Source organism: Campylobacter concisus (genome assembly GCF_002165815.1).
Lineage (GTDB): Bacteria > Campylobacterota > Campylobacteria > Campylobacterales > Campylobacteraceae > Campylobacter_A > Campylobacter_A concisus_BH.
This window is the reverse complement of the sequence record NZ_NDYN01000004.1, coordinates 35,948-58,336: the sequence shown is the minus strand read 5'-3', so window position 1 is coordinate 58,336 and position 22,389 is coordinate 35,948. Positions and strand designations below refer to the sequence as shown.

Annotated in this window: 20 protein-coding genes; 14 read left to right on the top strand and 6 right to left on the bottom strand. The window is 38.1% G+C overall.

Annotated elements, in window-relative coordinates:
• Positions 1 to 223 precede the first annotated feature (223 nt).
• Positions 224 to 820, top strand: a complete 597-nt coding sequence (locus B9N65_RS04285) for a DJ-1/PfpI family protein (protein WP_087582942.1) — start codon at positions 224 to 226, stop codon at positions 818 to 820.
• Positions 821 to 1,130: 310 nt separating this feature from the next.
• On the opposite strand, the gene nspC is transcribed toward B9N65_RS04285, so the two are convergent.
• Positions 1,131 to 2,270: a carboxynorspermidine decarboxylase gene (gene nspC, locus B9N65_RS04280; protein ID WP_087582941.1), complete on the bottom strand. Its 1,140-nt coding sequence runs from the start codon at positions 2,268 to 2,270 to the stop codon at positions 1,131 to 1,133.
• Between the two features lie 84 nt (positions 2,271 to 2,354).
• Here nspC and B9N65_RS04275 point away from each other — a divergent pair, with 84 nt between their 5' ends.
• The 3 genes from B9N65_RS04275 to B9N65_RS04265 are packed head-to-tail and all read left to right on the top strand — an operon-like array spanning position 2,355 to position 3,491.
• Entirely contained in the window at positions 2,355 to 2,576 is a 222-nt protein-coding gene (locus B9N65_RS04275) for a MoaD/ThiS family protein (protein ID WP_002941462.1), read from the top strand.
• 1 nt (position 2,577) lies between these two features.
• The gene (locus B9N65_RS04270; protein WP_087582940.1) at positions 2,578 to 3,012 is read left to right on the top strand and encodes a molybdopterin synthase catalytic subunit; all 435 of its coding nucleotides are present in this window, start codon (positions 2,578 to 2,580) and stop codon (positions 3,010 to 3,012) included.
• Positions 3,013 to 3,023: 11 nt separating this feature from the next.
• Entirely contained in the window at positions 3,024 to 3,491 is a 468-nt protein-coding gene (locus B9N65_RS04265; RefSeq protein WP_087582939.1) for a molybdate transport repressor, read from the top strand.
• Positions 3,492 to 3,498: 7 nt separating this feature from the next.
• On the opposite strand, the gene B9N65_RS04260 is transcribed toward B9N65_RS04265, so the two are convergent.
• Positions 3,499 to 4,137, bottom strand: coding sequence for a Crp/Fnr family transcriptional regulator (locus B9N65_RS04260; protein ID WP_087582938.1), 639 nt, complete (start codon positions 4,135 to 4,137; stop codon positions 3,499 to 3,501).
• Between the two features lie 150 nt (positions 4,138 to 4,287).
• A complete protein-coding gene (locus tag B9N65_RS04255) occupies positions 4,288 to 4,701 on the bottom strand; it encodes an acyl-CoA thioesterase (protein WP_087581367.1) in 414 nt (137 codons plus the stop codon).
• A gap of 90 nt (positions 4,702 to 4,791) precedes the next feature.
• Between B9N65_RS04255 and ciaB the strand changes: the two genes are divergently transcribed.
• Together ciaB and B9N65_RS04245 are read left to right on the top strand one after the other, a co-directional pair.
• A complete protein-coding gene (ciaB, locus tag B9N65_RS04250) occupies positions 4,792 to 6,636 on the top strand; it encodes an invasion protein CiaB (RefSeq protein WP_087582937.1) in 1,845 nt (614 codons plus the stop codon).
• Entirely contained in the window at positions 6,629 to 8,989 is a 2,361-nt protein-coding gene (locus B9N65_RS04245) for a putative bifunctional diguanylate cyclase/phosphodiesterase (protein WP_087583051.1), read from the top strand. The genes ciaB and B9N65_RS04245 overlap by 8 nt, the downstream gene beginning before the upstream one ends.
• Before the next feature lie 18 nt (positions 8,990 to 9,007).
• On the opposite strand, the gene B9N65_RS04240 is transcribed toward B9N65_RS04245, so the two are convergent.
• Positions 9,008 to 9,547 (bottom strand): hypothetical protein, encoded by a 540-nt coding sequence (locus B9N65_RS04240; protein ID WP_087582936.1) that lies wholly within the window; start codon positions 9,545 to 9,547, stop codon positions 9,008 to 9,010.
• A 64-nt stretch (positions 9,548 to 9,611) separates the two neighbouring features.
• On the opposite strand from B9N65_RS04240, the gene B9N65_RS04235 reads away from it, so the two are divergent.
• Positions 9,612 to 11,981 (top strand): EAL domain-containing protein, encoded by a 2,370-nt coding sequence (locus B9N65_RS04235; protein WP_087582935.1) that lies wholly within the window; start codon positions 9,612 to 9,614, stop codon positions 11,979 to 11,981.
• Here B9N65_RS04235 and B9N65_RS04230 read toward each other — a convergent pair.
• Positions 11,978 to 12,166, bottom strand: a complete 189-nt coding sequence (locus tag B9N65_RS04230) for a hypothetical protein (RefSeq protein ID WP_002940779.1) — start codon at positions 12,164 to 12,166, stop codon at positions 11,978 to 11,980. The genes B9N65_RS04235 and B9N65_RS04230 overlap by 4 nt on opposite strands.
• Before the next feature lie 129 nt (positions 12,167 to 12,295).
• Between B9N65_RS04230 and dut the strand changes: the two genes are divergently transcribed.
• Together dut and B9N65_RS04220 are read left to right on the top strand one after the other, a co-directional pair.
• The gene (gene dut, locus B9N65_RS04225; protein WP_087582934.1) at positions 12,296 to 12,991 is read left to right on the top strand and encodes a dUTPase; all 696 of its coding nucleotides are present in this window, start codon (positions 12,296 to 12,298) and stop codon (positions 12,989 to 12,991) included.
• Positions 12,988 to 13,728 carry an EI24 domain-containing protein gene (locus B9N65_RS04220; RefSeq protein ID WP_087582933.1) on the top strand — a complete coding sequence of 247 codons (741 nt, stop codon included), beginning with the start codon at positions 12,988 to 12,990 and terminating at the stop codon, positions 13,726 to 13,728. Before dut ends, B9N65_RS04220 begins: the two co-directional genes overlap by 4 nt.
• Before the next feature lie 18 nt (positions 13,729 to 13,746).
• Here the strand turns inward: B9N65_RS04220 and B9N65_RS04215 are convergent, their stop codons facing one another.
• The gene (locus tag B9N65_RS04215; RefSeq protein ID WP_087582932.1) at positions 13,747 to 14,268 is read right to left on the bottom strand and encodes an ATP/GTP-binding protein; all 522 of its coding nucleotides are present in this window, start codon (positions 14,266 to 14,268) and stop codon (positions 13,747 to 13,749) included.
• Positions 14,269 to 14,352: 84 nt separating this feature from the next.
• Here B9N65_RS04215 and B9N65_RS04210 point away from each other — a divergent pair, with 84 nt between their 5' ends.
• From B9N65_RS04210 to B9N65_RS04190, 5 genes are all read left to right on the top strand, one after another.
• Complete coding sequence (locus B9N65_RS04210; RefSeq protein ID WP_257640026.1) at positions 14,353 to 14,721, top strand: L-arabinose ABC transporter; 369 nt, start codon at positions 14,353 to 14,355, stop codon at positions 14,719 to 14,721.
• Positions 14,722 to 15,129, top strand: a complete 408-nt coding sequence (locus B9N65_RS04205) for a pyridoxamine 5'-phosphate oxidase family protein (RefSeq protein ID WP_087582931.1) — start codon at positions 14,722 to 14,724, stop codon at positions 15,127 to 15,129.
• A gap of 292 nt (positions 15,130 to 15,421) precedes the next feature.
• Positions 15,422 to 20,443: a retention module-containing protein gene (locus B9N65_RS04200; RefSeq protein WP_087582930.1), complete on the top strand. Its 5,022-nt coding sequence runs from the start codon at positions 15,422 to 15,424 to the stop codon at positions 20,441 to 20,443.
• Positions 20,444 to 20,553: 110 nt separating this feature from the next.
• Positions 20,554 to 21,147 (top strand): LemA family protein, encoded by a 594-nt coding sequence (locus B9N65_RS04195; RefSeq protein ID WP_087582929.1) that lies wholly within the window; start codon positions 20,554 to 20,556, stop codon positions 21,145 to 21,147.
• A complete protein-coding gene (locus tag B9N65_RS04190) occupies positions 21,147 to 22,001 on the top strand; it encodes a TPM domain-containing protein (RefSeq protein ID WP_087582928.1) in 855 nt (284 codons plus the stop codon). Before B9N65_RS04195 ends, B9N65_RS04190 begins: the two co-directional genes overlap by 1 nt.
• Positions 22,002 to 22,389: the final 388 nt, after the last annotated feature.

Below are 22,389 nucleotides of genomic sequence, written 5' to 3'. Positions count from 1 at the left end.
ATTTGCTAAAGCTTAAATGATTTAAGCTTTGGTTAAATATGCTAAAATCACACAGCTATGCCGTTTTGCGGCTATTATATCAGAGCTAATCACAAGCAAACCTTAGCAAAAAAGATTACTAAAAATTTTATAAAAAACATTTAAGTTTTGTTAATTTTTATCGTTTTTCATCTGAAAATTTAGCTAAAATAAAGCCAAATTTTAGCCGAAAAAGGACCGCACTATGCATCTTTTTTGCCTTATATTTGATGAGTATGAGACGCTTGATCTCATGGGGCCAGTGGAGTTTTTAGCAAGAGTGCCTGAGATGAAGATAAGCTACGTCTCGTTTGATGGCGGGATGAAAAGAAGCAAGCAAGGCTTTTTTATAAAGACTAAAAAGCTTAGTAAGATGCCAAAAGAGGGCGTTTTGCTACTCCCTGGAGGTCAAGGCACAAGGACGCTTGTAGATGATAGTGAGTTTATTTCTAAGCTTAAAGAGTGCGTTTTGGCATCTCAAATTTGCCTAAGTGTATGCACAGGCTCAGCGCTCATCGCTCGCACAGGAGAGCTTGACGGACTAAAGGCTACCTCAAATAAAAGATCGCTTCAGTGGGTAAAAAGTTGCGGCGAAGCTGTAAAATGGCAAGAGCGCGCCAGATGGGTGAGGGCAGGTAAATTTTACACAGCCTCAGGCGTGGCTGCTGGCATGGATATGGCACTTGGTTTTATCAGCAATCAGTTTGGCAAGGAGCTAGCCCAAAAGATCGCAAACGAGACCGAATATAACTGGCAAAAAAGCTCAAAAATAGATAAATTTGCAAAAATTTATGGGTATTAAATTTAAAATAGCTTGTGACCTTTTGATAAAGTCAGAAATTTGCTAAATTTAAAAAGGATAGCAAGCTAAGATAGCTTTAGCAAAAAGTGTCAAGATAAAATTTGTAGATAATAAATTTAAATCATTTTGGAGTTCGTAATCGGGCTTTAAATTTGCCAAATTTAATAAGTTTAAATTTTGAAAACGAAAATAGCTTCAAGATAAATTTTTAAATTTAGGCAGTTCAAAACCATTTTTGCAAAATTTGCAGGCCAGATAAATTTGACCTAAATTTAAAAAGCCAAATTTACCTTTAAAAATAGATTTTAGCCTAGTTTCTGCGCCTATACTCTTCGTATCCAAATTCGTGGATCATTTTAACCTCGCCATTTTCTTTTAAAAGCACTAAATCAGGCAGTTTTATGCCGTTAAACGTCGTGTTTTTCACGATTGTGTAGTGAATTTGATCTTCAAATATGACGCGGTCGCCGATTTTTAGCTCGCTATCAAATTTATACTCCGCATCGCCCGCTTCAAGCCCCACTATATCGCCAGCTAGGCAGGTATTGCCGCCAAATCTATAAGCAAATTTGCCGTTTTCACTCTCGCCTCTAACGGCTGGGCGGTAAGGCATGAGCACGGTATCTGGCATGTGCGCCTCGGCTGAGGTGTCAAGGATGGCGATATCTTTCTCGTTGTGCACGATGTCAAGCACGCTGCTTATCAAAAAGCCAGTCTGCCAGCCCACAGCCTCGCCAGGCTCCAGATAGACCTCTACGCCGTATTTTTCGCGAAAACGCCTAATTATCTTTATAAGCAGCTCCACGTCGTAATCAGCCCTCGTGATGTGGTGGCCGCCACCCATATTTATCCACTTCATCTTTGGTATAAACTCGCCAAATTTCTCCTCAAATGCCTCCAGTACGGTCTGCAAGCTGCTAGCACTCTCCTCGCAAAGCGCGTGAAAATGAAGCCCACTAATGCCATCAAGAAGTTCTGGCTTAAAATTTGCCCTTGTGATGCCAAGCCTGCTAAATTTACCGCATGGGTTGTAGCTATCAGTTGGCGCTAGTGAGACCTCTGGATTGACCCGCAGGCCACAGATGATGCCGTTTTGCAGGGCAATGCCTTTAAATTTTTGCCACTGAGCAAAAGAGTTAAATGTGATGTGCTTTGAAATTTTTAAAATTTCATCAAAGTCCTCATCTTTAAAGGCTGGGCTATACGTGTGGATCTCGCCTTTTACGTATTCGCTCGCAAATTTAGCCTCGTGAAGCCCACTGCAAGTCGCTCCGTCAAGATATGAGCCCACCATATCCATCACTCCACTAAATGCAAAACCTTTGAGCGCTACTAAAATTTTAGCTCCGCTTTGCTCTTTTACATACTTTAAAAGCTCTAAATTTTTACGTACTTTTGCCTCTTCGCAGACGTAGGCTGGGGTTTTTATGCTTTTTAAAATTTCGTTCATTTTCTTTCTCTTTTGTAAATTTTCAAATAAGTATATCTAAATTTATTTTTAAGTAAAATCAGCAAAAATTTCAAAGGATAAAATGTGGTAGAGATCGAATTTCTTGGGCCTATCGGGCTTGAGAGTATAAAAGTAGAAGCAAAAAATTTAGGCGAGGTAAAAGCGGCTTTAAGCGAGAAAGAAGAGCTTAAAAAGTGGCTAAATATCTGCGCTGTGGCTGTAAATGACGAGATCGTAAGCGATATAAATTTCGCTCTTAAATCAGGCGATAAAATTTCTATATTGCCGCCAGTTTGTGGAGGCTAAGATGCAAATTTATAATGGTAGCTTGGACGTTCAAAGCATCACAAACGAGTGGTATGATAAATTTAAAGATAAAAACTGCGGTGCGCTCATCACTTTTGTGGGTATAGTAAGAGAAGAGGGCGGAATTTCAGCGCTTAGCTTTGATATCTATGAGCCGATCCTTAAAAGATGGCTAGATGCTTGGCAGGAGCGAGCCAAAAAAGAAAATGCCTACGTGCTCTTTGCTCACTCAAAAGGCGATGTGCCGGTGCATACGAGCTCTTATGTGGCAGGTGTAGTAAGCCCTCAAAGAAAGGTCGCGCTAAGGCTTATAAACGAGTTTGTCGAGGACTTTAAGGCAAATGCGCCGATCTGGAAATATGACGTGATAAATGGCGAGAGAATTTACGCCAAAGAGCGCAGCCAAGCGATAAATGGTGCTGGACTTTTGGCATAAAAAGGGCAAAAATGATAACCAAAGAGAGTAAAAAAGATGTTTTTTGGGCGCTAGCCTTTGGGCTTGGGCTATTTGTCTTTAGCATCGCTAGCTACTTTTATCTTGATCTTGGCACACCCTCTCTTTTTGGTGTCATCGTTGGCGCCATTTCAACCTTTTTTTGCGTGAGAAAGATCTTGCAAAATAACTTTTTTGAGATAGATGATGATGGATTTGTCATAAAAAAAGGCTCAAAAAATATCAAATTTTTATTCAAAGACATCGATGAGATCGCCATTAAGAGCTTTGGCGATAAGAAAAAAGTCGATGCGCTAAGTGTTAAATTTAGAAAAAATCGCCTTGATAGAGATGCGTGTTTTGGCTTAGTGCAGGCACTTGGCGATGATATGATCGTCATTTTTGACAGATATGAGCTTTCACAATTTACACTTTCAAAAGAGCTTCGAGATAGGCTCGCTAAATTTAAAGATAGGGCGTAAAAGCTTTTTAATTCGTGTAACTTTCAAGTTTTTCGTGGTCGATGATGAGAAATTCGTGTGGTGTGATCTTTCTGATGATGTCGTCTTTGATAAGCTCATTAAAGGCTGTTGAGGCGCTTTGGCGCTTGAGACCAACAAAGCTTGATAGCACCTTTAACGAAAATGGCAAAAACACGTATCGATAGCCATTTTGTTTTAGATCCTGCTCGTTTGCAAGCTCGATCAAGAAATTTGCGATCCTGCCCTTTGCGTCCTCAAAAAGTATCGACTTTGTGATCTGGCGCTGCACGATTATGGTGTTTAGCGTGGTTGTTAGTATCTCGCTTGCAGCTTTTTGATTGTGCAAAATTTCACCTATCTCATCTAGTCTAATGACATAAATTTGGGCATCTTCAAGCACTTCAAATGCGCAGTTGTCATCGAGTATGGCGATGTTATTTTTTTCTAAATGATAAAGGATAAATTCCTCGCCATCTTCAAAAAATGAGAGCTTTGCTGAGCCGCTTTTTAAAATGATGATCTCGATATCTTCGGTGTAGATCGTGCTTGTTTTTGGTAGCTCTTTAAACTCAAATTTCTCCAGCTCATCTTGTGTTAAGATATCTAAAATATGCGTTTGTAAAAGCCCTAAGCGTGATTTTTTCATCTTTCTCCCAAAAAAGTGTAAGGGCTGATTTTACTTTATAAAGCATTTAAATAAGTTGAAATTTCTCTTTTTTGAAGTTAATTTTTTTCAAATTCTTTTAAAAATAGTGATAAATTTAGAGGTTTTGGCTGCATAAATTGCAACCAAATTTTAAAAGCCGTGCAGCTCTTTTATCTTCTCATCTATCGGTTTTTTGTGTCCATCTTTTGTCACACTAACATAGGTCGCAATGGCACTTGTGACGTGTATAGTCTCTCTAAAACCGCCATCATTTAGCCTAAGTGCAGTCACTTCTATCTGCGTTGTTATCGATGTTTTGCCAACTGCGATGATCTTTGCATAGCAGCTTAGTACGTCGCCAACAAAGACTGGTTGTTTGAAGATGATCTCTTTCATCGAAATTGTCACAACTCGCTCAGGCGAAATTTCTCTAGCAGCCTGCGCACCTGCAAGGTCGATCTGGCTCATTATCCAGCCACCAAAGATATTGCCAGCTGAGTTTGTATCTTTTGGTAGCATCACTTGCTTGATGCGTGGCTCGCCAAAGTCCTTTAAAATGTCCATTTTTTGCCCTTTAGATTTTAAATTTTTGGTAAATTGTAGCAAATTTTAATGGCTTTATGCTAAAATCCTGCAACTTTAAGGGATGAAAATATGAATGATTTTAAAAGACTAAACGAACTTACAAAAGAGCAAAAATCCAAGCTAAATGCTATTTATAAAAATTTAGATGACAAGATCATAACTGAAGCTGTGAAAATTTGCGGCCTTACTGGCACACCAAGCCAAAAACTAGCCCTTGCTAGAAGGATAGTTGATCTTAAAGTTGATCCGCTTCAAAATGAGCTAAAAAAGCTAAATTTAGGCGAGGACGAGCAAAAACGCATGCTAAATTTGATCTACGGCTACGTTAGAAATTTATATGAAAATTTATACTCCGAGCTTATAAAAAAGGCACGTGATGAGCAAATTTTAGACCCGTTTTATCAAGCCTTTGTTGAGGCGATGCACGAGCTTGGGCTTAGTCTAAATGCGTGGCAAATTTCATGGCAAGATAAGATAATAGAGACCACAAATAAAGAGTTTGAAGCTAAATTTAAAGATCTAAGCGAGGCAAATGAGTTTATCACTAAAAACGCTTTGTTTCAGTGTGATAGTAATGGTGTAAGAGCTGATAGAACGTATGGCGCAGTTTGCAAAGAGGGCGAGAAATTTAGCTTTTTGCCTTACGCGCTTGCTTTTAAAGATGAGGTTAGAGAGCTTAAAAAAGTATTTGTAAAAAATCTTGAAATTTTAAGAAATTTAGACCAAAATGACGAGCAAAAATCTTATGTAAAATACCTTGAAAAGCTGCAAAATGCCTTTTGTGAGGAGGACAATGCAAAGGTTATAAATGCTTGGCAAGAGGCTGAAATAGCGTGGATGGATGTAAAAGGCGCGCTTCAGCCAGGCCATCCGCTGGAGTACTACGAGGATGCCTACACGCACGCAGTCGCACTTGAGTGGGACATCAGGCTGGTTGATAGCGAGGGCATTGACGAGCTTAAATTTAAAGAAAAAGTAACAAAAACTTACAAAAGCGTTTGCGAAAAGATCAAATTTGATAACGCTGAGACAAACAGGGCAGTTAGCGAAAATATCGCTAGAACGCAGCTTTATATAAGCGTGCCGATGATCTATTACGCAGCGGAGCTAAACGGGCTTTTTAGCGCTCAAGTCGTGCCAAATGACGAGAGTGTGAGCGCAAAATGCGGCAAGAAAATTTTTGCCTTTGTAAATCACGTCTATGAGGGCGCAAAGGCAAAGCCTTTTATGAAGCTTGGGGCTGAAATTTTTAGCAAGGAATTTTTGGATTTTGGTAGAGAAATTTTATTTTTAAAGCCAAAAATTTGGAAAAAAGTATATGAAATTTCAACGATCGGCCATGAGTTTGGCCACATCCTCTTTATCGGACTTGATACTGAGACTAGTATGAATAAAAGTGGCGTCTTTAAATTTATAGAAGAGTATAAGGCGACGACTGGTGGGCTAGTAAATTTCTTCTTGCACGAAGAAGCGGAGTATAAAATGGCCGTCTTTCACGAGCTAATAGCCCGTGCGGTTGGGCTTATCGCGTGGCGAAAGGTCGATGAGGTAAGGGCTTATTACTGTGAGGGGCTCATACATCTTAGCTTGCTTTTTAGAGCTGGGGTGCTTAAATTTGACAGCAAACTAAGTGTGGATATGAGCGAGCAGGCCTACGCTAAATTTAAAGAAATTTGCTTGCAAAACTACTTCGATCTAGCGCAAACATACGCTAAAAAGGATGATGCGAGCGTGTTTTTGGAGAAATTTTGCCAAAAAGATGAGCAGAGCTATCTGCCAAAAGATGAAAATTGCAAGAAATTTGTTGAGCATTTTTACGCTAGGTACGAGGCTATCGGTAACGACGTCGATGATAGCGGCGAGTGGCAAAGGTGGCAAAAGCTAGCCCAACAAGCGGAGAGTGGCCGTGCTTGATAGGATAACAAATTTTCACAATGGCTCTTTTTTATTTATATTTGCCCTGATTATTGCTTATTTTTCTGCTATTTATCTGGGAGATCAGCTTTATCTGACAGCCATATCAGTCGGTACCGATATAGTGATCGCCATATTTTTGTTCTTTTTATTAAAAAGTAGTAGAAATTTAAACTCATACTGGACCTATATATTTTTAGCTATCGCGAGCTGGGCGTTAGCAGATATCCTTTTATTGCTTTATGATAGATCGCTTCTCATGCACGGAAATATCTCTCGTACGGAGCTTATGCAAATTTTATATTTGATCCCATTTTTTATGTTTATCATATCTTTTGTCGCCTTTTTTACAAGGATTTTAAAAAGAGTGATATGGCAACAAGTCGCGGTAGATGCGCTTGCTTTGATGCTTATAACGGTTAGTTTTTTTTGGTTTGTAGTTTTTGATAAAAGTTTAGCAGTAGCGCTTAATCAAGAATTTGTGATTAGCCTTTCATATATCATAATGGATATTTTTATCTTTTGCTTTGTCTTTGTTGTCGCATTTTCACTAAATTTTGTATCAAAAAAACCAGCTTTTAGCTATAAAAGGGTTAGCCTACTTTTATATTTATTAGCCTTGCTTATCATTTGCATTTGCGACTCATACTACTCATCAAAGGCCTTTTTGGCGTACGGTGGTACAAATGTTCATTACGAGTTTTTCTTTAAAGTTGCATTTTTTATTATATTTGTAGCTTGCTTACACCTAAAGGAAAACGAGGCAAATATCAAGATAAGAAGCTATAGAAAAGACTATATAAGGGTGCTTATATATAAATTTATCACCTTGCTTATCGTATCTTTACTCTTTTTAGGAGCTGCTAATACAGATAAAATTTACTCTGTTTGGATAGTTTTTCTACTTATGGTTTTGCTAGCCTATGCAGCGCTAATTTATAGTATCTCAAGTACAGTTGCTATGAGGGATTTAGCTAGATCTGAAAGACATATTATCGCTCAACTTGACGAAGAGATCCAAGATAGCTTAAAAGAGCTTGAAGAGAAAAATGAGCGCTTAAGGCAGCTTAGCGAATTTGACTCACTCACTGGGCTTTTAAATAGACAGTCATTTTTAAGCAAACTATCAGAGATGATAAAGACCAAAGCGCTTGGCGAAAAGATAGATATTTATAGCATAGACATCAACCACTTTAAGGCTATAAATGACTCATACGGTCACTATGTGGGCGATGAGGTGCTTTTGAAATTTTCTAAAAATATCAAAGCGATCTTGCCAGAGGGCGCTATTATCTCAAGGTTTGGCGGCGATGACTTTATGATAGTTTTAAAGCAAAAAAATGAGGGGCATTATAGAGAATTTTTATACTATCTGCTAAACATCATAGCCGAGCAAATCTCAGTTGGCGATTATAAGATAGCTCTTGGAGCAAAGGTTGGCGTTAGCTCAACGCAAACAAGTGAAATTTTAGCTGATGATCTTATCATGCAAGCTGGAGCGGCACTTGATGCAGCAAAAAGAGATGTTAATACAAAATATGTCTTTTACGATGATATAAAAGAGATCATTCAGGAGAAAAACTACATAGAAATTTTGCTAAATTCTATGAATTTTGATGAGGAATTTAGCCTAAATTTCCAGCCGCAGTATCTGCTAAATGGTAAAAAGATAATAGGTGCAGAGGCTCTTATAAGGTGGAACTCTCCAGTAAAAGGCTTTGTAAGTCCGGCTAAATTTATCCCAGTAGCCGAGCAAAGCTCAATTATAAATACAATAGGAATATGGGTGGCAAAAGAGGCCATAAGGCAGATGAGCTACTGGAACAAAAAGTATGGCATCAGCCTAAAAGTTGGCATCAACATCTCGCCAAAACAGGTTGATAATGTAAATTTTGCATCGGATATCTTTGGCTATGTTGAAGAATTTGGCATGGATCCAAAGTGCGTTGATATCGAGCTTACAGAGGCAAGCCTCGTCAATGCCGAAGAGATCATGCAAACAGTCTTAAAGAAATTTTCAGATAAAGGCATGAGCATCTCGATCGATGACTTTGGCACTGGCTTTTCATCGATGAACTACATCAAAAAGTATCCGCTAGATAGGCTAAAGATCGCAAAAGAGCTAGTTGATAACATCGCTATAAATGAGATCGATAGAGACGTTGTAAAAAGCGTTATAACTCTAGCTAAAAATATCGAGCTAAAGACGATCGCTGAGGGTGTTGAGGACGAAACTCAGCTTGAAATTTTAAGAGAGCTAGGCTGCGATGAGATACAAGGTTATTTCTGGGGTAAGCCGATGAACGCTAAAGACTTTGAAGAGCTTATAAGAAGCACGCTTGATCATATCTAAGCTTGTAAATTTACAAGCTTAGCCAATAACGCTTTTGTAGTCTAAATTTTCAAAAAGCAGTAGCTCTTTTTTGCTCTCTTTTATAAGTGTTTTTACTAGCTCTGAGGTTTCTTTATTTTTTGGCAAGACAAGATGAATTTTTTCATTTATAAAGATGACAAAGATATTTTTAAGCTCGTAAATTTCACTTACATCTTTTATGTCAAAAATTTCATTTTCTTTTGGCTCATTTTCATAAAATGCCAAATTTTTCTCATTTACTTCAAAGATCATCTCTTTTTTGAAGTCTGAAATTTCTAAGCTTTTTAGCGCCACTCTTCGTCTATTTTTTAAAAAAATTGGATAAAAAATGATCCAAAAGATAGCAAAAATGACGCCGATAATAGTAAAAATTTTGGTTTTTAAGAGCATATCAGCGACAAATCCAGCTATAATGGCCTCAGTAAAAATCATAAAAACATTTATAAAATACTGTTTTCTAGCCTTTTTTGAAAAAAATAGATTAAACGCTTGGTAGTCTATTAAATTTTCTCCAGATAAGACGATATTATATTTCATAATTAACCTTAAAGAAAAATTTGCAAAATTATAACTAAAAATAAGGTTTGAAACAGAATAAACAATGGAGAGAAACATTTTTTTTACGTCAAATTCGTCACTTATCGTAAGACAAAAACAAATTTTCTATGCCGTTATAGCTCTTTTTATATTTTCTCAGTTTGCCGGCATCTTAAACTATAAAATTTTTGAAAATTTGTTGATATTTTTTGGCTTTGGTCTTGTAGTTCTTGGTATCTACATCTCTATGAACAGATCAAAGCTTAAAGCTATGCACTGGCTTGCTGCATGCTTTGGGGTCTTTCTTTGGACGATTGTTGATGCCATTAGAAGCGTCAATGAAGACTTTCTTTTAAGAAGCAAAGAGCAAATTTCTTATCTTGATTTTTTCGATCTGCTCCCTATGTTTTTACTATTGGCCGCTGTTGGCATATTTTTTGTGGTCAAATTTATAGCTAGCGATAAAAAGATCCTAGTTCTAGCCGATAGCTTTAATGTGCTTTTGCTAGTTTTCACGCTTGCTTATTGTATCGTTGGCGATATGGGCGATTTTAATATATTGATCCATCCTAAAAGCCCTAGCGAGCTCGCTGCTAGCATTGCTATTTTTGTAAATTTGTCTATTTTATTCATCGCTCTTAGTGAAATTTTTAATAGCAACCATCTTTACATTAGACATAGCGGCTTTTTCTTGATAATAGCAAGTGCGATTTTTACGCTATTAAATTTATATGTTTTTTATAATGAGCTTATAAACAAAGGGCATGATTTTACTCTGCACTCTATCTATCTTGTGCCATTTTTCCTCTTGATGCTTGGAGCTTTTTACTTAAGGGGCGACAACAAGCGTATAAGCGCAGCAGATGTTGGCATAAAAACAACATCTAAGCTCGTGCCTATCATCTCAGCTGCACTAATACTTATAAAAGCCAACCTCTCATCTTATGTCGATCTGCTTATAATTTTTGTAGTTGTAGCTGGAGCTGTCATTAGCTATTTTATGAAGGTGCTTGATCAAAGCGAAGAGATATATAACGCAGAGCAAAATTTACATGATGCTAAGAACAAAGAGAAGCACCTAAAGACAAACGAACTTGAGATGATAAATTTAAGTTTAGAGGGCGTATCTGAAAAAGACTATCTAACCTCTCTTGGCAACAGAGACTCTTTGCTAAATGAGCTTAAAGGTATGTGTAGCGTTTTGGGCGAGAAGCAAGAGATCGCAGTTTATTATATAAATATAAGTCGCTTTAAAAATATAAATACATCTTATGGACATGAGGTTGGCGATAAAATTTTAAAAGCGATAGCAAAGCGCATACGTGAAGCGTGCAACAGACAAGAGGTTACCGCAAGGATCGGCGCTGATGAGTTCATCGTGCTTTCAAAAATGGAGGAAAATAGCCACACTAAACGCATGAAACTTGGTATGGAGCTAAGAGATACGATAGAAAAACCTTTGCAAATAGATAAGTATCACTTTGCGATCAAGAGTGTCGTTGGTATCCACGTTGTCACAAGAGATAACATCAGCGATCCTAGAAATATCATCAAAAAAGCTGATATGGCGATGTACTACGCTAAGCAAAATCCAGCCAAAAACCCGATGGTTTATAATAATGAGATAGATAGCGAAATACAACAAAGCTCAAACATAGAGATAGCTCTTAAAAAAGCAAATTTACAAGAGGATTTTGAGGTATATTTTCAGCCGATTTATGACATTAAAAATTTAAAGATCATCTGCGTAGAAGCGCTACTTAGATGGCAGTCAAAAGAGTATGGACAAAAAGAAGCTGGCGAGTTTATGGATATAGCTAGCTTAAATAGCGACATCTTAAACGACATCTGCACGCTTTCTGTCTCAAAAACAGTAGAACAAGCCGTAAGATGGCAAAACAAAAAGCTAAAAGTACCAAAAATAAGCATAAACGTAGCACAAATTCAAAGCACATCTGAAAAATTTGTAAATGAATTTATGCTAACTTTAAACTCGCACCACCTAAATCCAAAGCAGTTTGAGCTTGAATTTAGCGAAGATATATGGAAAAACGACCAAGAGACGCTTGATAAAATTTTCTCACTTTTGGAGAAAAATAGCATAGATGTTTGTATAGATGACTTTGGATCTGGATATACGTCATTTGTCTATATCAGAAAGTATAAGATCGATCGCATAAAGATAGCAAATGACTTTGTTGCTCAGTCAGTGATCAATAAAAAAGATATGCAAGTAGTCGCTGCTATCATAAATATAGCAAAATCAATGAAGCTAAAAGTGACAGCAAAAGGCGTGGAAAGCCACGAGATAAAAGAGCTTTTAAAAGAGCTTAATTGTAATGAAATGCAAGGATATTTCTTATCTCGTCCGATGAGTGCGGAGGAGTTTGAGAATTCTTTAAGGCAGAATTCTCACATGGTGGCTGATATTTAAATTTCAGCCTTTATCTCTTCGTTTGATTTTACGACCATGCCTGAGCCATGTATCACGCTTGGGATACAGCTTGTGCAGATATCGACCTCTTCGCCGTTTTTGTGAGCGTGGATGAAAACTGCATTTTTATCATCGCTGCTTTTTAGTCCGCAAACGTTGCAAACTACTAGATCTTTCTCTCTCATCTTTTCTCCTTTGAAATTTTGGGTGATTTTACATCTTGTAAGCTTGCATTAAGATGATTTGGGTCAAGCTTGTCGCTTAAGCATTAATTGTTTTTTGTTATAATCATTTAAAATTTAAAAGGTTTAAAAATGGATGAAAGAACTATTGTTTTAGAGATGTTAAAGATGCAACAAAGCCTAAATGACGAGACAAACGGGCTTGGTTGGGAAAATGGCTATACAAATAAAAATAAACTCATAAGCTGGAGGCGCTGCATATATATGGAGTGCGCTGAGCTTATCGACAGCTTTGCGTGGAAGCACTGGAAGAGCATAGATGCTAAGACTGATGAGCAAAATTTACGCATCGAGGTTGTTGATATCTGGCACTTTATAATGAGCCTAGCGCTACAAATTTACAGGGCAAAACAGCTTGGCGATGTTGAGACTTTGGCTGAGGATATCTGCCAAGCAAGCGGTTTTAGTGACTTTTGCAAAGAGCCACTAAGTGTCGAAGACGAGAGCATTTACGAGATCATGAACGATGTTGAGATGCTTATACATGAGTGCAGCGGCTTTGACTATGACATCTTTGATATCTTTAAAATTTATTTCTCAATGTCTTTAAAATGTGGCGTAAATTTATACTCGCTTTATGAGTGCTACATCGCTAAAAACGTGCTAAATCGCTTCCGCCAAAATAACGGCTACAAAGAGGGCAGCTATAAGAAAATTTGGAACGGACGCGAAGATAACGAAGTGATGAGCGAAATTTTATCAAATGGCGTTAGTAAGATAGATGAAATTTACGCCGCACTTGAGCGTGAGTACAAAAAGGTAAAATGATAAATCTTCTTCGCCTTGGTTTTAAAGACTTTTTTACAGCCAAATTTATAACGCTATCGATCTTGCCGCTTTTTCTTAGCATTTGTAGCCTTGCGTGGCTTAGCATCTGGGGAGGTGGCGAGATATTTGATCTTTTAAGTGACGGCGCTAAAAACGAAAATTTTGCCTTTTTAGAGTCAAACTCGACGCTATCTTTTATAGCTATTAAAATTTTAAGCTTTAGCGCTACAAAGTGGATAGTTAGCATACTTTTTTACGTTTTAAGCACCTTTTTAACGATCATCATTAGCATCGTGATCGCCCTAGTCGTAGCTGGCTTTTTAACGCCAGTTGTGGCCAAAGAGATAAACAAAAGGCACTACAACTACGTGCTTAAAAGTGAGGCTAGCACGGCTAGAGTGCTAAAGGTGATGATGGTTGAGATCGTGAAATTTCTTGGGATCTTGCTTGTTTGCTTACCACTTTTGTTTGTGCCGTTTGTAAATTTTTTCATCATCAACGTGCCGTTTTTTTATATCTACTATAAGCTTTTACTAATAGACGTTGGCTCAAACACGCTTGATAGCGATAAATTTGAGCTAGCACTGCTTGAAGGTGGCGGGGTTAAATTTATAGCCTTTACACTTTTATTTTATGTTATCTCGCTTGTGCCGCTTGTGGGATTATTTTTTCAGCTTTATTTCGTGATAGTCTTGTCGCACCTCTTTTATCAAAGAGAGGCGCTAGTTAAAATTTAGAGCCAAAAAGCTCTAAATTTATGCGTAGTAAGATACTTTTTTGCTCTCATCAAGCAATGTGTCAAATAGCCTTTTTGTCGCACTTAGTAGGTTTTTATTGGCATCATTTTTAGCTAAAAGCTCGTCAAACATTTTTAGCATATTGTCATTTATGAAATTTTTGTGATCCAGATCTTTTGCGTCAGGCAACATCTGCTTGATCTTGTTTGAAAGCTCGCTTATGCTTTGACTGCTACCTGCGATCTTATCGCCCTCTTTGACATTTTTCATAAACTCATCAACCTGTGGGCGAATTTGCTTCATCGCTTCTTCGATCTCTTTCATATCCTGCTCGTCTATGCCGTTTCCTTTATATAAAAACTCGTAGCCGTATTCGTGCGTTAAAGTTAGGCTTCTTTGGCTTGAAGTGCCATTTTTCTGGCTTGAAAACTCTAAATTTTTGTTGTCATACATCGAAAAGCTTATCTCGTCGCCTGAGCTAGTCTTCATCGAAAAGCTCATGTTATTGTAGCTTCCTTGAGAGTAAAAATTTGTTTGCATTTTTAAATCCTTTTGAGGCTAAATCGGCAAATTTTTAATTTCATAAAGCAAAATTTTGTAAAATGCGTCAAAAAAGGACGGGCGATGTGTTGTTTTGGGACTAGGATCTTTTTGCTGATGCTTATCACTGTTTTAAGCTTCGTTTTTGCTAAGCTTTGGCCTGTTTTGCCAGTTGTTGGCTACTACTTTATACTTGCAAATTTGCTTGCCATTTTGATGTTTTCACTATTTTTTAAAGGGCTTTTGCCAAGCTTTGTAAAGGTAAATGCGATCCACTATTTTTCGCTCATTGGTGGCTTTTTTGGGGCACTTTTAACGATGCTTGCTTTTAAAAAGGTTGCAAAAGATAAATTTACTCTAATAGAGCTCATTATTTTTACGCTTTGGGTGCTGATAATCGCCATAGTCATCTTTAAATTTCAAACCATTCTTGACATTTTTAGGGGAATTTAGATGGATGAGAGGATAGTTAAATTTTTAAAAAAGATGCATCTAGCAAGCGTTTGCACCATTGATGATGAGGGGCAGCCTTACGCTTTTAGCGCGTTTTACGCCTTTGATGAGGTAAATTTTTGCCTTTTGCTAGCTAGCTGTGATGAGAGCTCGCATGTTAAATTTTTAAAAAACTCAAAGCTCGTTGCTGGCACCATCGCTCTTGATACAAAGATCGTTGGCAAGATAGAGGGTGTGCAGTTTCAAGGGGTGATGAGCGAGGCTGGCGCAAGTGAGCGAGAAATTTACTTTAAAAGATTTTTTTACGCAAAGGCGATGGATCCAAAAATTTGGTCTATAAGCCTTGAAAAGGTTAAATTTACGAGCAACACTCTAGGCTTTGGCAAGAAAATTTTTTGGCAAAAGTAGCTAAAAAATGCATAATATTTTCGTGTTAGCTTAAAAGATGCTCTTTCTTAAGGCGTTCAGAATAACGCTTTTATGAAACGAAAGGTACATGTACCATATAAAAATTTTTTTTAAAATTTTTTACACAAAAGTTACACAAAATGCCTTTTTTAGGGGGAATTTTAAAAATATTAAAGTGTGATAAAAGAGTATTAAGTAACTAAAAATAAACTTAAATTTACCCAAATTTTACTTAATATCCCCAGCCTCACTCTTATTATATAATCGCCGAAAAATTATTAAGGAGAGTTTTATGGCTAAAGAAGCGGGTGTAGTAAAATCGCTAAGTGGCAAGGCGGTCGCAGTTGATCAAAACGGAAACGAGAGAGAGCTAAAAGTTGGCGACATCGTTTATATGGGTGAGAGTGTCAAAACTAGCGATGCAGCCGACAAAGTAACTATTGTTGCAAATAACGGCAAAGAGCTAACTGTACTAGGTAGTGACACGCTTTCTTTAAATCCAAATACGATAGGTGCTGAGGGCTTAGCTGATATAAGCGCTTTGCAAAATGCTATTTTAAATGGTGGCGATCTAACAAAACTTGAAGAGACTGCTGCTGGTGGTAATGCTGCTGCTGGTGGTGGAGATGGCGTTAGCCTTGGCGAAGCTAGATTTGCTGAGGGCGGTCACTACTCTAACATCAATGAAACTTATAGAAATTTAACCGATACAAACAGAGCTTTTGCTTCATACGATAGCCCAATAGGCGGCTACAATGATGGCAACGATGGTGATAATGGTGATAATGGCGCAAACGTTAATATAATCCCAGGTGCGCCAACTGTTAAATTTATAAATGATATAAATGGAAACCACACTTTAAGCAGAGTAGAGCATGGAAATGATACAGATATAAATACATCTAAAGTTCTTATCACTGTACCAAATGACGGCACAGTAAGAGCTGGCGATATACTAAAAGTCACTGTAACTGATCCAAATGGTAATGAAACAACAACAAACATAACCATCACTCCAGCTATCATAACTAATGGCTATCCAATAGATGCACCTGTAGAGCCAGGTAAAAACTCAAAAGTAGAAGCAAGCGTTACAAATTTCCAAGGTAACACTGGCGGCAGCAGTGAAGATAACGTAACTCCTACAAAATCAAGCGTAAGTGTTGAATTTACAGAAGATAGAGATAACGATAAATTTTTAACTTACACAGAAAACAACAATGACAGCAAACAAAATGAGTCACCAGTACTTATAAAAGTAAGTGATGTTATCCCTGGAGATAAACTTCACATTACACTAACAAAACCAGATGGTACTACTGAAACTAGAGAAGTTGCTATCGATCAAAATATAATTAATAATGGCTACAAGATAGACAATATGCCAGTTGCTGAGGGTAAAGTTTCAAAAGTAGATGCTTATGTTACTGATAGCACAAACTCTAGCACTTGGAAGAGCGATGTAGCAACCGATGATGTTACTCCAGATGTAAGACCAACTTTAACATTTACTGAAGACCACGATAATGATGGCGGTATAGATGACTGGGAAAATAGCAAAGATGGAAACTTTAGAAGCACAACTGTTGAAGTAACACTTCCAAAAGATGTTGTAGCAGGCGATAAAGTTGTCATAACTTACACTGATCCATTAACAAAACATGATACAACAAAAATAGTGCCTCTTACACAAGCAGATGTTGATAACCATAAGGTAAATACATCTTTACCAGTCTTCCCTGACGTATGGAACTATGCAAGTGCTCATGTCGTAGCTGCAGATGACACACCAAAGAGTGCAGAGTCTAATAAAGATAATGTAATACCTATCGGTAGAAACATGGAGATAAAATTTATAGAGCAAGATACTCTTCATGAAATTTCAAGACAAGAGAGTATGGACGAGCATGAGGTAAATAAAACAACAGCTCTTATAAGACTTCCAAACAAAATAGACAATGGTGATACACTCACACTTCATATAAATGAGCCTGGAAAAGCACCATATGATAGAAATTTCACTATACATATGAATGATAAAGGTGAGGTAACTGGTATAACAGAGATCGGCAATGGCGGACAAAATTTCCCATTTACAAAAGAGGACTTTAATCAATACTCATTTGAAGTACCAGGCTTTGATCTAAGAAATGGACAAGATACCACTATCAAAGCTAGTATCACAAACATGACACCAGGCAGACATGATACATATATAAATGAGCCAGAAGTTTCAGCTAGTTTAGAGCATGTAAAAGCACCTGAGGTTATCTTTGATGAGGCACATAACTCAAAAACTATGAGCAGAAAAGATTCAGCTAGCGACCATGATGAATTTAGCACAACTGCAACAATCAAGATCCCTAAAAATGCAGTAGATGGCGATAGGATCGAAGTTAAGATCACTGAGCCACAACTTGATGGTACAACTAAAGATAGAACGCTTAAATTTAACGTTCATAAAGATGCTTCAGGCGTTAAGATAACAGATGAGGATGGCAATAATGTAGCAGTAAGCGACAACGGCTTTAAAATTTCTCATGTTGGTACATTAACAGGAGCTGAGACTAAAATTTCAGCTACTATCATCGATAAAGATGGTATTCAAAGTGCTACTGGCACAAATAGCGTAAGCGTAACAGAGCTTGATGACTCTGGAATTTTCTTTGGTGAAGACGTTGATGCTAATACATCTATCACAAGAGATGAGAGCATGAAAGATCATGATCTTCATAAGACAGATCTAAAAATAAAAGTGCCAAATAACGTGATAACTGGCGACAAGATGGTACTTGAGGTTAAAGCTGATGGCAACATAACTTTACAAAAAGAATTTGCTATCACAAGAAATGGCAATAGCATTACTCTAACAGATGGTACTAATACTATAACAGCTGATAGCGATAATAAAATCACAGTACCAGGCATAGTAATAGGCGAAGGTAAAAATACTGAGGCTAAGGCAACATTTACAGACGCTAAAGATCATGCAAAAACCATAGTAACAAATCATGCCACTCTTGAAAATCTTCACGATGATATGACTGTTATATTTAAAGAAGATAAAGACTTTAACGGAATTTTAAATAGAGATGAAGCAAGTTCAGATGGTGTTTTAGATAAAACCACAGCTACCATAAAACTACCAAGCAATGTTGTAGATGGTGACATACTAGAGATAACTACAAGCATAGAAAATGGCACACCAACTACCACAAGACATACTATCCATAAAGACGCTCATGGCAATATCACAGTAGATGGTCTAAATGTGGTTGGCAATAAAGCTGTTGAGTATACTGTGCCGCTTGAGGAAGATAAAAAAAGCAAGGTAAGTGCAACAGTTAGCGATGCAACAGGTGTCGATAAGGTAGAAGCTGGTAGTGATATCACACTTGATGCTGATGGTGATGGCAGTACAAATTTCTATGTACTTATCGATGAGGACAAAGATAGAAATGGCAAACTAAGCAGAGACGAGGCAAACTCAGATGGTAAGGTTAAAGAGACATCTGCAACCGTATCTCTACCAAGTGGCGATCTACATACAGGTGATACATTTACTGTAAAAGTAAATGGTGTGCCAACTACATATAAAGTAACTAGCAACAATAGCCACGTACTAACGATAGAAGATGCAGCTGGAAACAATGTGCCTTTAGCACCAGGCAACCTACTAAAGATACCTCATATCGCTGTAAGTGTTACAAATCCTGCTAAGGTTGAAGTAGAGATACCTAATGTCACACCTAAATCAGCAGAGGCGATACTAGAGCCTATAAACAATAACGAGCTAAGCGTAATTTTCAACGAAGATAATGCTAACAGAAACAATGAGCTAAGCAGAGATGAGGCTATATCAGACAACAACCTAAAAACTACAACAGTAAGCGTAAAAGTGCCTTACAATGTTGTAACAGGCGATCACGTAAAAGTTGAGTATGTTGATCCAAATACTGGTGTCGCAGGAAGTAGAGAATTTAAAATAACTAAGACAGCAGATGGCAAAATCACTGCTACAGATATAATAAATGGCGGAACACCACAAGATATCACAGAAAACAACACTATCAAAGTAGATAATGTCCCTATGAAGCCAGGTGAGAAAACAAAGGTAGATGCAACTATAACTACTCAAGACGATCAAACAGCACATGCTGACGCAGAGGCAAAACTAGCGCAGCTAAGCAGCAAAGGTCTAAGTGTAAGCATAGCAGCTGATGCAAACGACAATGGCACTATCACAAGAGATGAGACAAGTAGCGATACTTCAAAAGTAAGTGTATCTCTACCTGGTAGCGTAATAGCTGGCGATAGCATAAAAGTTGAGATCACAAATGCTGGTAGCACAACGCCTGTGACTAAAGAATTTAAAGTTCTTAGCAAAGATCCACTTGGCAATATCGTACTAGAAAATCAAGCTAATCACAGCCAGTTCACTCTTGAAAATGGCAAACCGCTTGAGCTTGATGCAGCTATCGCGGTAGGACAAGAGACAAAAGCAAAAGTCACTCTATCTGATGGAACAACTACTGTAAGCGCAGAAGATCATGCAAAAGTCGAGATGGACGCTATAAGAGGTATGCAGTTTGTTGAAGACGGCAATAGAGATGGACATCTATATGGCTATGAAAACTTTGGCGATAACAACAAAACTCAAGATACAACGCCAGTTAAAATTTATGTTAGCGATGATGCAAGAGCGGGCGATACAGTTGAGATCAAATACACTGATCCAGACAATCACGCTCAAACAAAGACAGTAAATCACGTGCTAACAGCAGATGATATGAGCAATGGTGTGTTTGAGCAGCTACTAGACATCAACGCAAGATCAGCTTATGATCTAAAAGTAGATGCTACGCTTAAAACTCCAGGCGGTCTTGTAAATAAAACTCATAGCGATACACTTCGCATAGAGCTTGAAGACTTTAGGATGGATTATGATCCAAGCAAAGTGATGAAAGGTGGAGAGGGCACATCTGATACGATCGTCTTTAGAGATACTTCTCACGTAGATCTTAGCGGCGTTACTGACCTTAACACAAAAGTTGAGAGCATCGAGAGGATCGAGCTAAAAGGCAACTCTGAGATCAAATTCGATGCAAAAGATATCTTTGCTATGACTGATAACATCAACACTATCCTTAAGATAAGAGGCGATAGCACTAGCAAGGTAGATATAAAAGGTAAGTGGCATGAAGATTCAACAGTAAATGCTGACTTTGGCTCAAAAGGCTATACAAGCAACGATACTGTAAATGGTCAGACAGTACATATTATCATTGAAGATAAGATCCAAACAGACCTATAATCCCTAAAAAGTGAGTGCCCTTTAAGCACTCACTTCACTTACCTAACTTCAAATTTACATCATTTTTTAAGCCTTATTTTACTAATATCACCCCTTTTAAAGGAGAAAATATGAAAAATTTAATAGCCATAGTTGTGGTCATCGCCGCACTTGTTTTTGGCGCTTTCAAATACGCAAATTCATTTGTCGTGCTTGATGAAAACACCAACGAGAAGTGGTCTCAGGTGCTAAATCAATACAAAAGAAGAGCCGATCTCGTGCCAAATTTAGTTGAAACCGTAAAAGGCTACGCAGCTCACGAGCAAAAGGTCTTTGAGGATGTGGCAAACGCAAGAAGCAAGAGCATGCAAGTAAGCATCGACGCAAGCAGCCTTAGCGACGAGGCAAAGGTTAAAGAATTTATGGCGGCTCAAGGTCAGCTAGGCTCCGCACTTGGCAGGCTAATGGCAGTAAGCGAGAGCTATCCAGAGCTAAAAGCAAATCAAAATTTCCTCTCACTCCAAGGCCAGCTTGAAGGCACAGAAAACCGCATAAGCGTAGCAAGACGCGACTACATCGAGGCTGTAAAAGAGTATAACGTAGCTCTTAGAAGCTTTCCTGGTAAATTTATAGCCAGCATCTTTCATCCAGAGATGAAGCCAAAGCAAGGCATCGAGGTTAGCAGCGAAGATATGAAAAATCCAAAAGTTTCATTTGAGAAGTGATGAAAAAAGCTCTTGCTCTACTGCTCTTTGCATTTTGCTTTTGTTTTGCTCTAAATTTCAATGAGCAGATTAACGATGAGGCTCATGTTTTTTCGCAAAATGAAAGAGATGAGCTTTTAAATTTATTGCAAAATTTCGAGCAAAATAGCACCACGCAAATCGCCATAGTGACTTTAAATTCGCTAGGAAACAAAAGCATCGAAGAGCTGTCTCTTGAGATAGCTAGAGGCTACAAACTAGGTCAAAAAAAAGATAGCAACGGCGTGCTTTTGGTGGTCGCTCCAAATGAGAAAAAGGTCCGCATCGAGGTTGGATACGGACTTGAAGGGGTGCTAACTGACGCCGTAGCAAGCGAGATCATAAATAGTGTGATGATACCTGAGTTTAAAAACGGCAAGATGAGCGAAGGCGTGAAAGAGGGTGTTTTGGCGATCATAAAAGTAGCTAGCGGCGAGGAATTTAGTGGTAAATCCGGCCTTAGCGACTTGCCTTTTGGCGTGTTTGCCTTTTTTGCTGGCATGCTCTCTTGTTTTGCCTCTGTGATCTTTGGCAAATTTTTTATGCGAACTGGCTTTAGCACGTGCTTTGCTGGACTTGTATCAACCGCACTTGAGCAAGGATTTGGCGTGCAAAACTACCTTATCATCTTTGGCGCTTTTGCCTTTATATTTGCGGTATTTTTCTTTATTTTAAAAGACGTTTTTAAGAGAAATAGCCAAGGCGGCTCTTTACCAATGGGCTTTAGACGAGGTGGTTCAGGCTCAAATGGTGGCGGTCGCTCAAGTGGCAGAGGAGGCGGCTTTAGTGGCGGCGGCGGTGGATTTGGCGGAGGCGGAGCTAGCGGCAGCTGGTAAAATTTGCCTACCTTAGAAGTAAATTTCACTACCATTTGCAAATTTTAAAATTTGCTAGAGTTTTAGACTGCATGCGGCGCAAAGCGCTATCGCATGCCACTTCTAACGTCGTCGGGGTTAGGGGATTGTTAAGGGGGAAGGGAGCGACTTCGTAATTCAAGCCTCTTCCCCCTTAACAAAGAAACAAACATTAAATTTATAAAAATCTATTTTGCAAATTTTAAACTTTCACTCACTCACAAGAATTGACTACTAAAATTTGGCTTCGCTTACCGCTTAGCTCAAATTTTAGAGCCGAAATTACTCTTTAAAATTTACTTGACACTTACCTGTTTTAATAAAGCAAATTTACAAATTTTAAAATCTTACTCGCTCGCCTTAGCAACTT

Excerpts from the sequence above, each read along its gene's own strand:
- B9N65_RS04190 (WP_087582928.1), top strand. The coding sequence starts at position 21,147 with ATGAAAAAAGCTCTTGCTCTACTGCTCTTTGCATTTTGCTTTTGTTTT.
- B9N65_RS04235 (WP_087582935.1), top strand. The coding sequence starts at position 9,612 with ATGGAGAGAAACATTTTTTTTACGTCAAATTCGTCACTTATCGTAAGA.
- B9N65_RS04215 (WP_087582932.1), bottom strand. The coding sequence starts at position 14,268 with ATGCAAACAAATTTTTACTCTCAAGGAAGCTACAATAACATGAGCTTT.
- B9N65_RS04255 (WP_087581367.1), bottom strand. The coding sequence starts at position 4,701 with ATGGACATTTTAAAGGACTTTGGCGAGCCACGCATCAAGCAAGTGATG.
- B9N65_RS04240 (WP_087582936.1), bottom strand. The coding sequence starts at position 9,547 with ATGAAATATAATATCGTCTTATCTGGAGAAAATTTAATAGACTACCAA.
- ciaB (WP_087582937.1), top strand. The coding sequence starts at position 4,792 with ATGAATGATTTTAAAAGACTAAACGAACTTACAAAAGAGCAAAAATCC.
- B9N65_RS04260 (WP_087582938.1), bottom strand. The coding sequence starts at position 4,137 with ATGAAAAAATCACGCTTAGGGCTTTTACAAACGCATATTTTAGATATC.
- dut (WP_087582934.1), top strand. The coding sequence starts at position 12,296 with ATGGATGAAAGAACTATTGTTTTAGAGATGTTAAAGATGCAACAAAGC.
- B9N65_RS04270 (WP_087582940.1), top strand. The coding sequence starts at position 2,578 with ATGCAAATTTATAATGGTAGCTTGGACGTTCAAAGCATCACAAACGAG.
- B9N65_RS04200 (WP_087582930.1), top strand. The coding sequence starts at position 15,422 with ATGGCTAAAGAAGCGGGTGTAGTAAAATCGCTAAGTGGCAAGGCGGTC.
- B9N65_RS04195 (WP_087582929.1), top strand. The coding sequence starts at position 20,554 with ATGAAAAATTTAATAGCCATAGTTGTGGTCATCGCCGCACTTGTTTTT.
- B9N65_RS04220 (WP_087582933.1), top strand. The coding sequence starts at position 12,988 with ATGATAAATCTTCTTCGCCTTGGTTTTAAAGACTTTTTTACAGCCAAA.
- B9N65_RS04285 (WP_087582942.1), top strand. The coding sequence starts at position 224 with ATGCATCTTTTTTGCCTTATATTTGATGAGTATGAGACGCTTGATCTC.
- nspC (WP_087582941.1), bottom strand. The coding sequence starts at position 2,270 with ATGAACGAAATTTTAAAAAGCATAAAAACCCCAGCCTACGTCTGCGAA.
- B9N65_RS04205 (WP_087582931.1), top strand. The coding sequence starts at position 14,722 with ATGGATGAGAGGATAGTTAAATTTTTAAAAAAGATGCATCTAGCAAGC.
- B9N65_RS04265 (WP_087582939.1), top strand. The coding sequence starts at position 3,024 with ATGATAACCAAAGAGAGTAAAAAAGATGTTTTTTGGGCGCTAGCCTTT.
- B9N65_RS04230 (WP_002940779.1), bottom strand. The coding sequence starts at position 12,166 with ATGAGAGAGAAAGATCTAGTAGTTTGCAACGTTTGCGGACTAAAAAGC.
- B9N65_RS04210 (WP_257640026.1), top strand. The coding sequence starts at position 14,353 with ATGTGTTGTTTTGGGACTAGGATCTTTTTGCTGATGCTTATCACTGTT.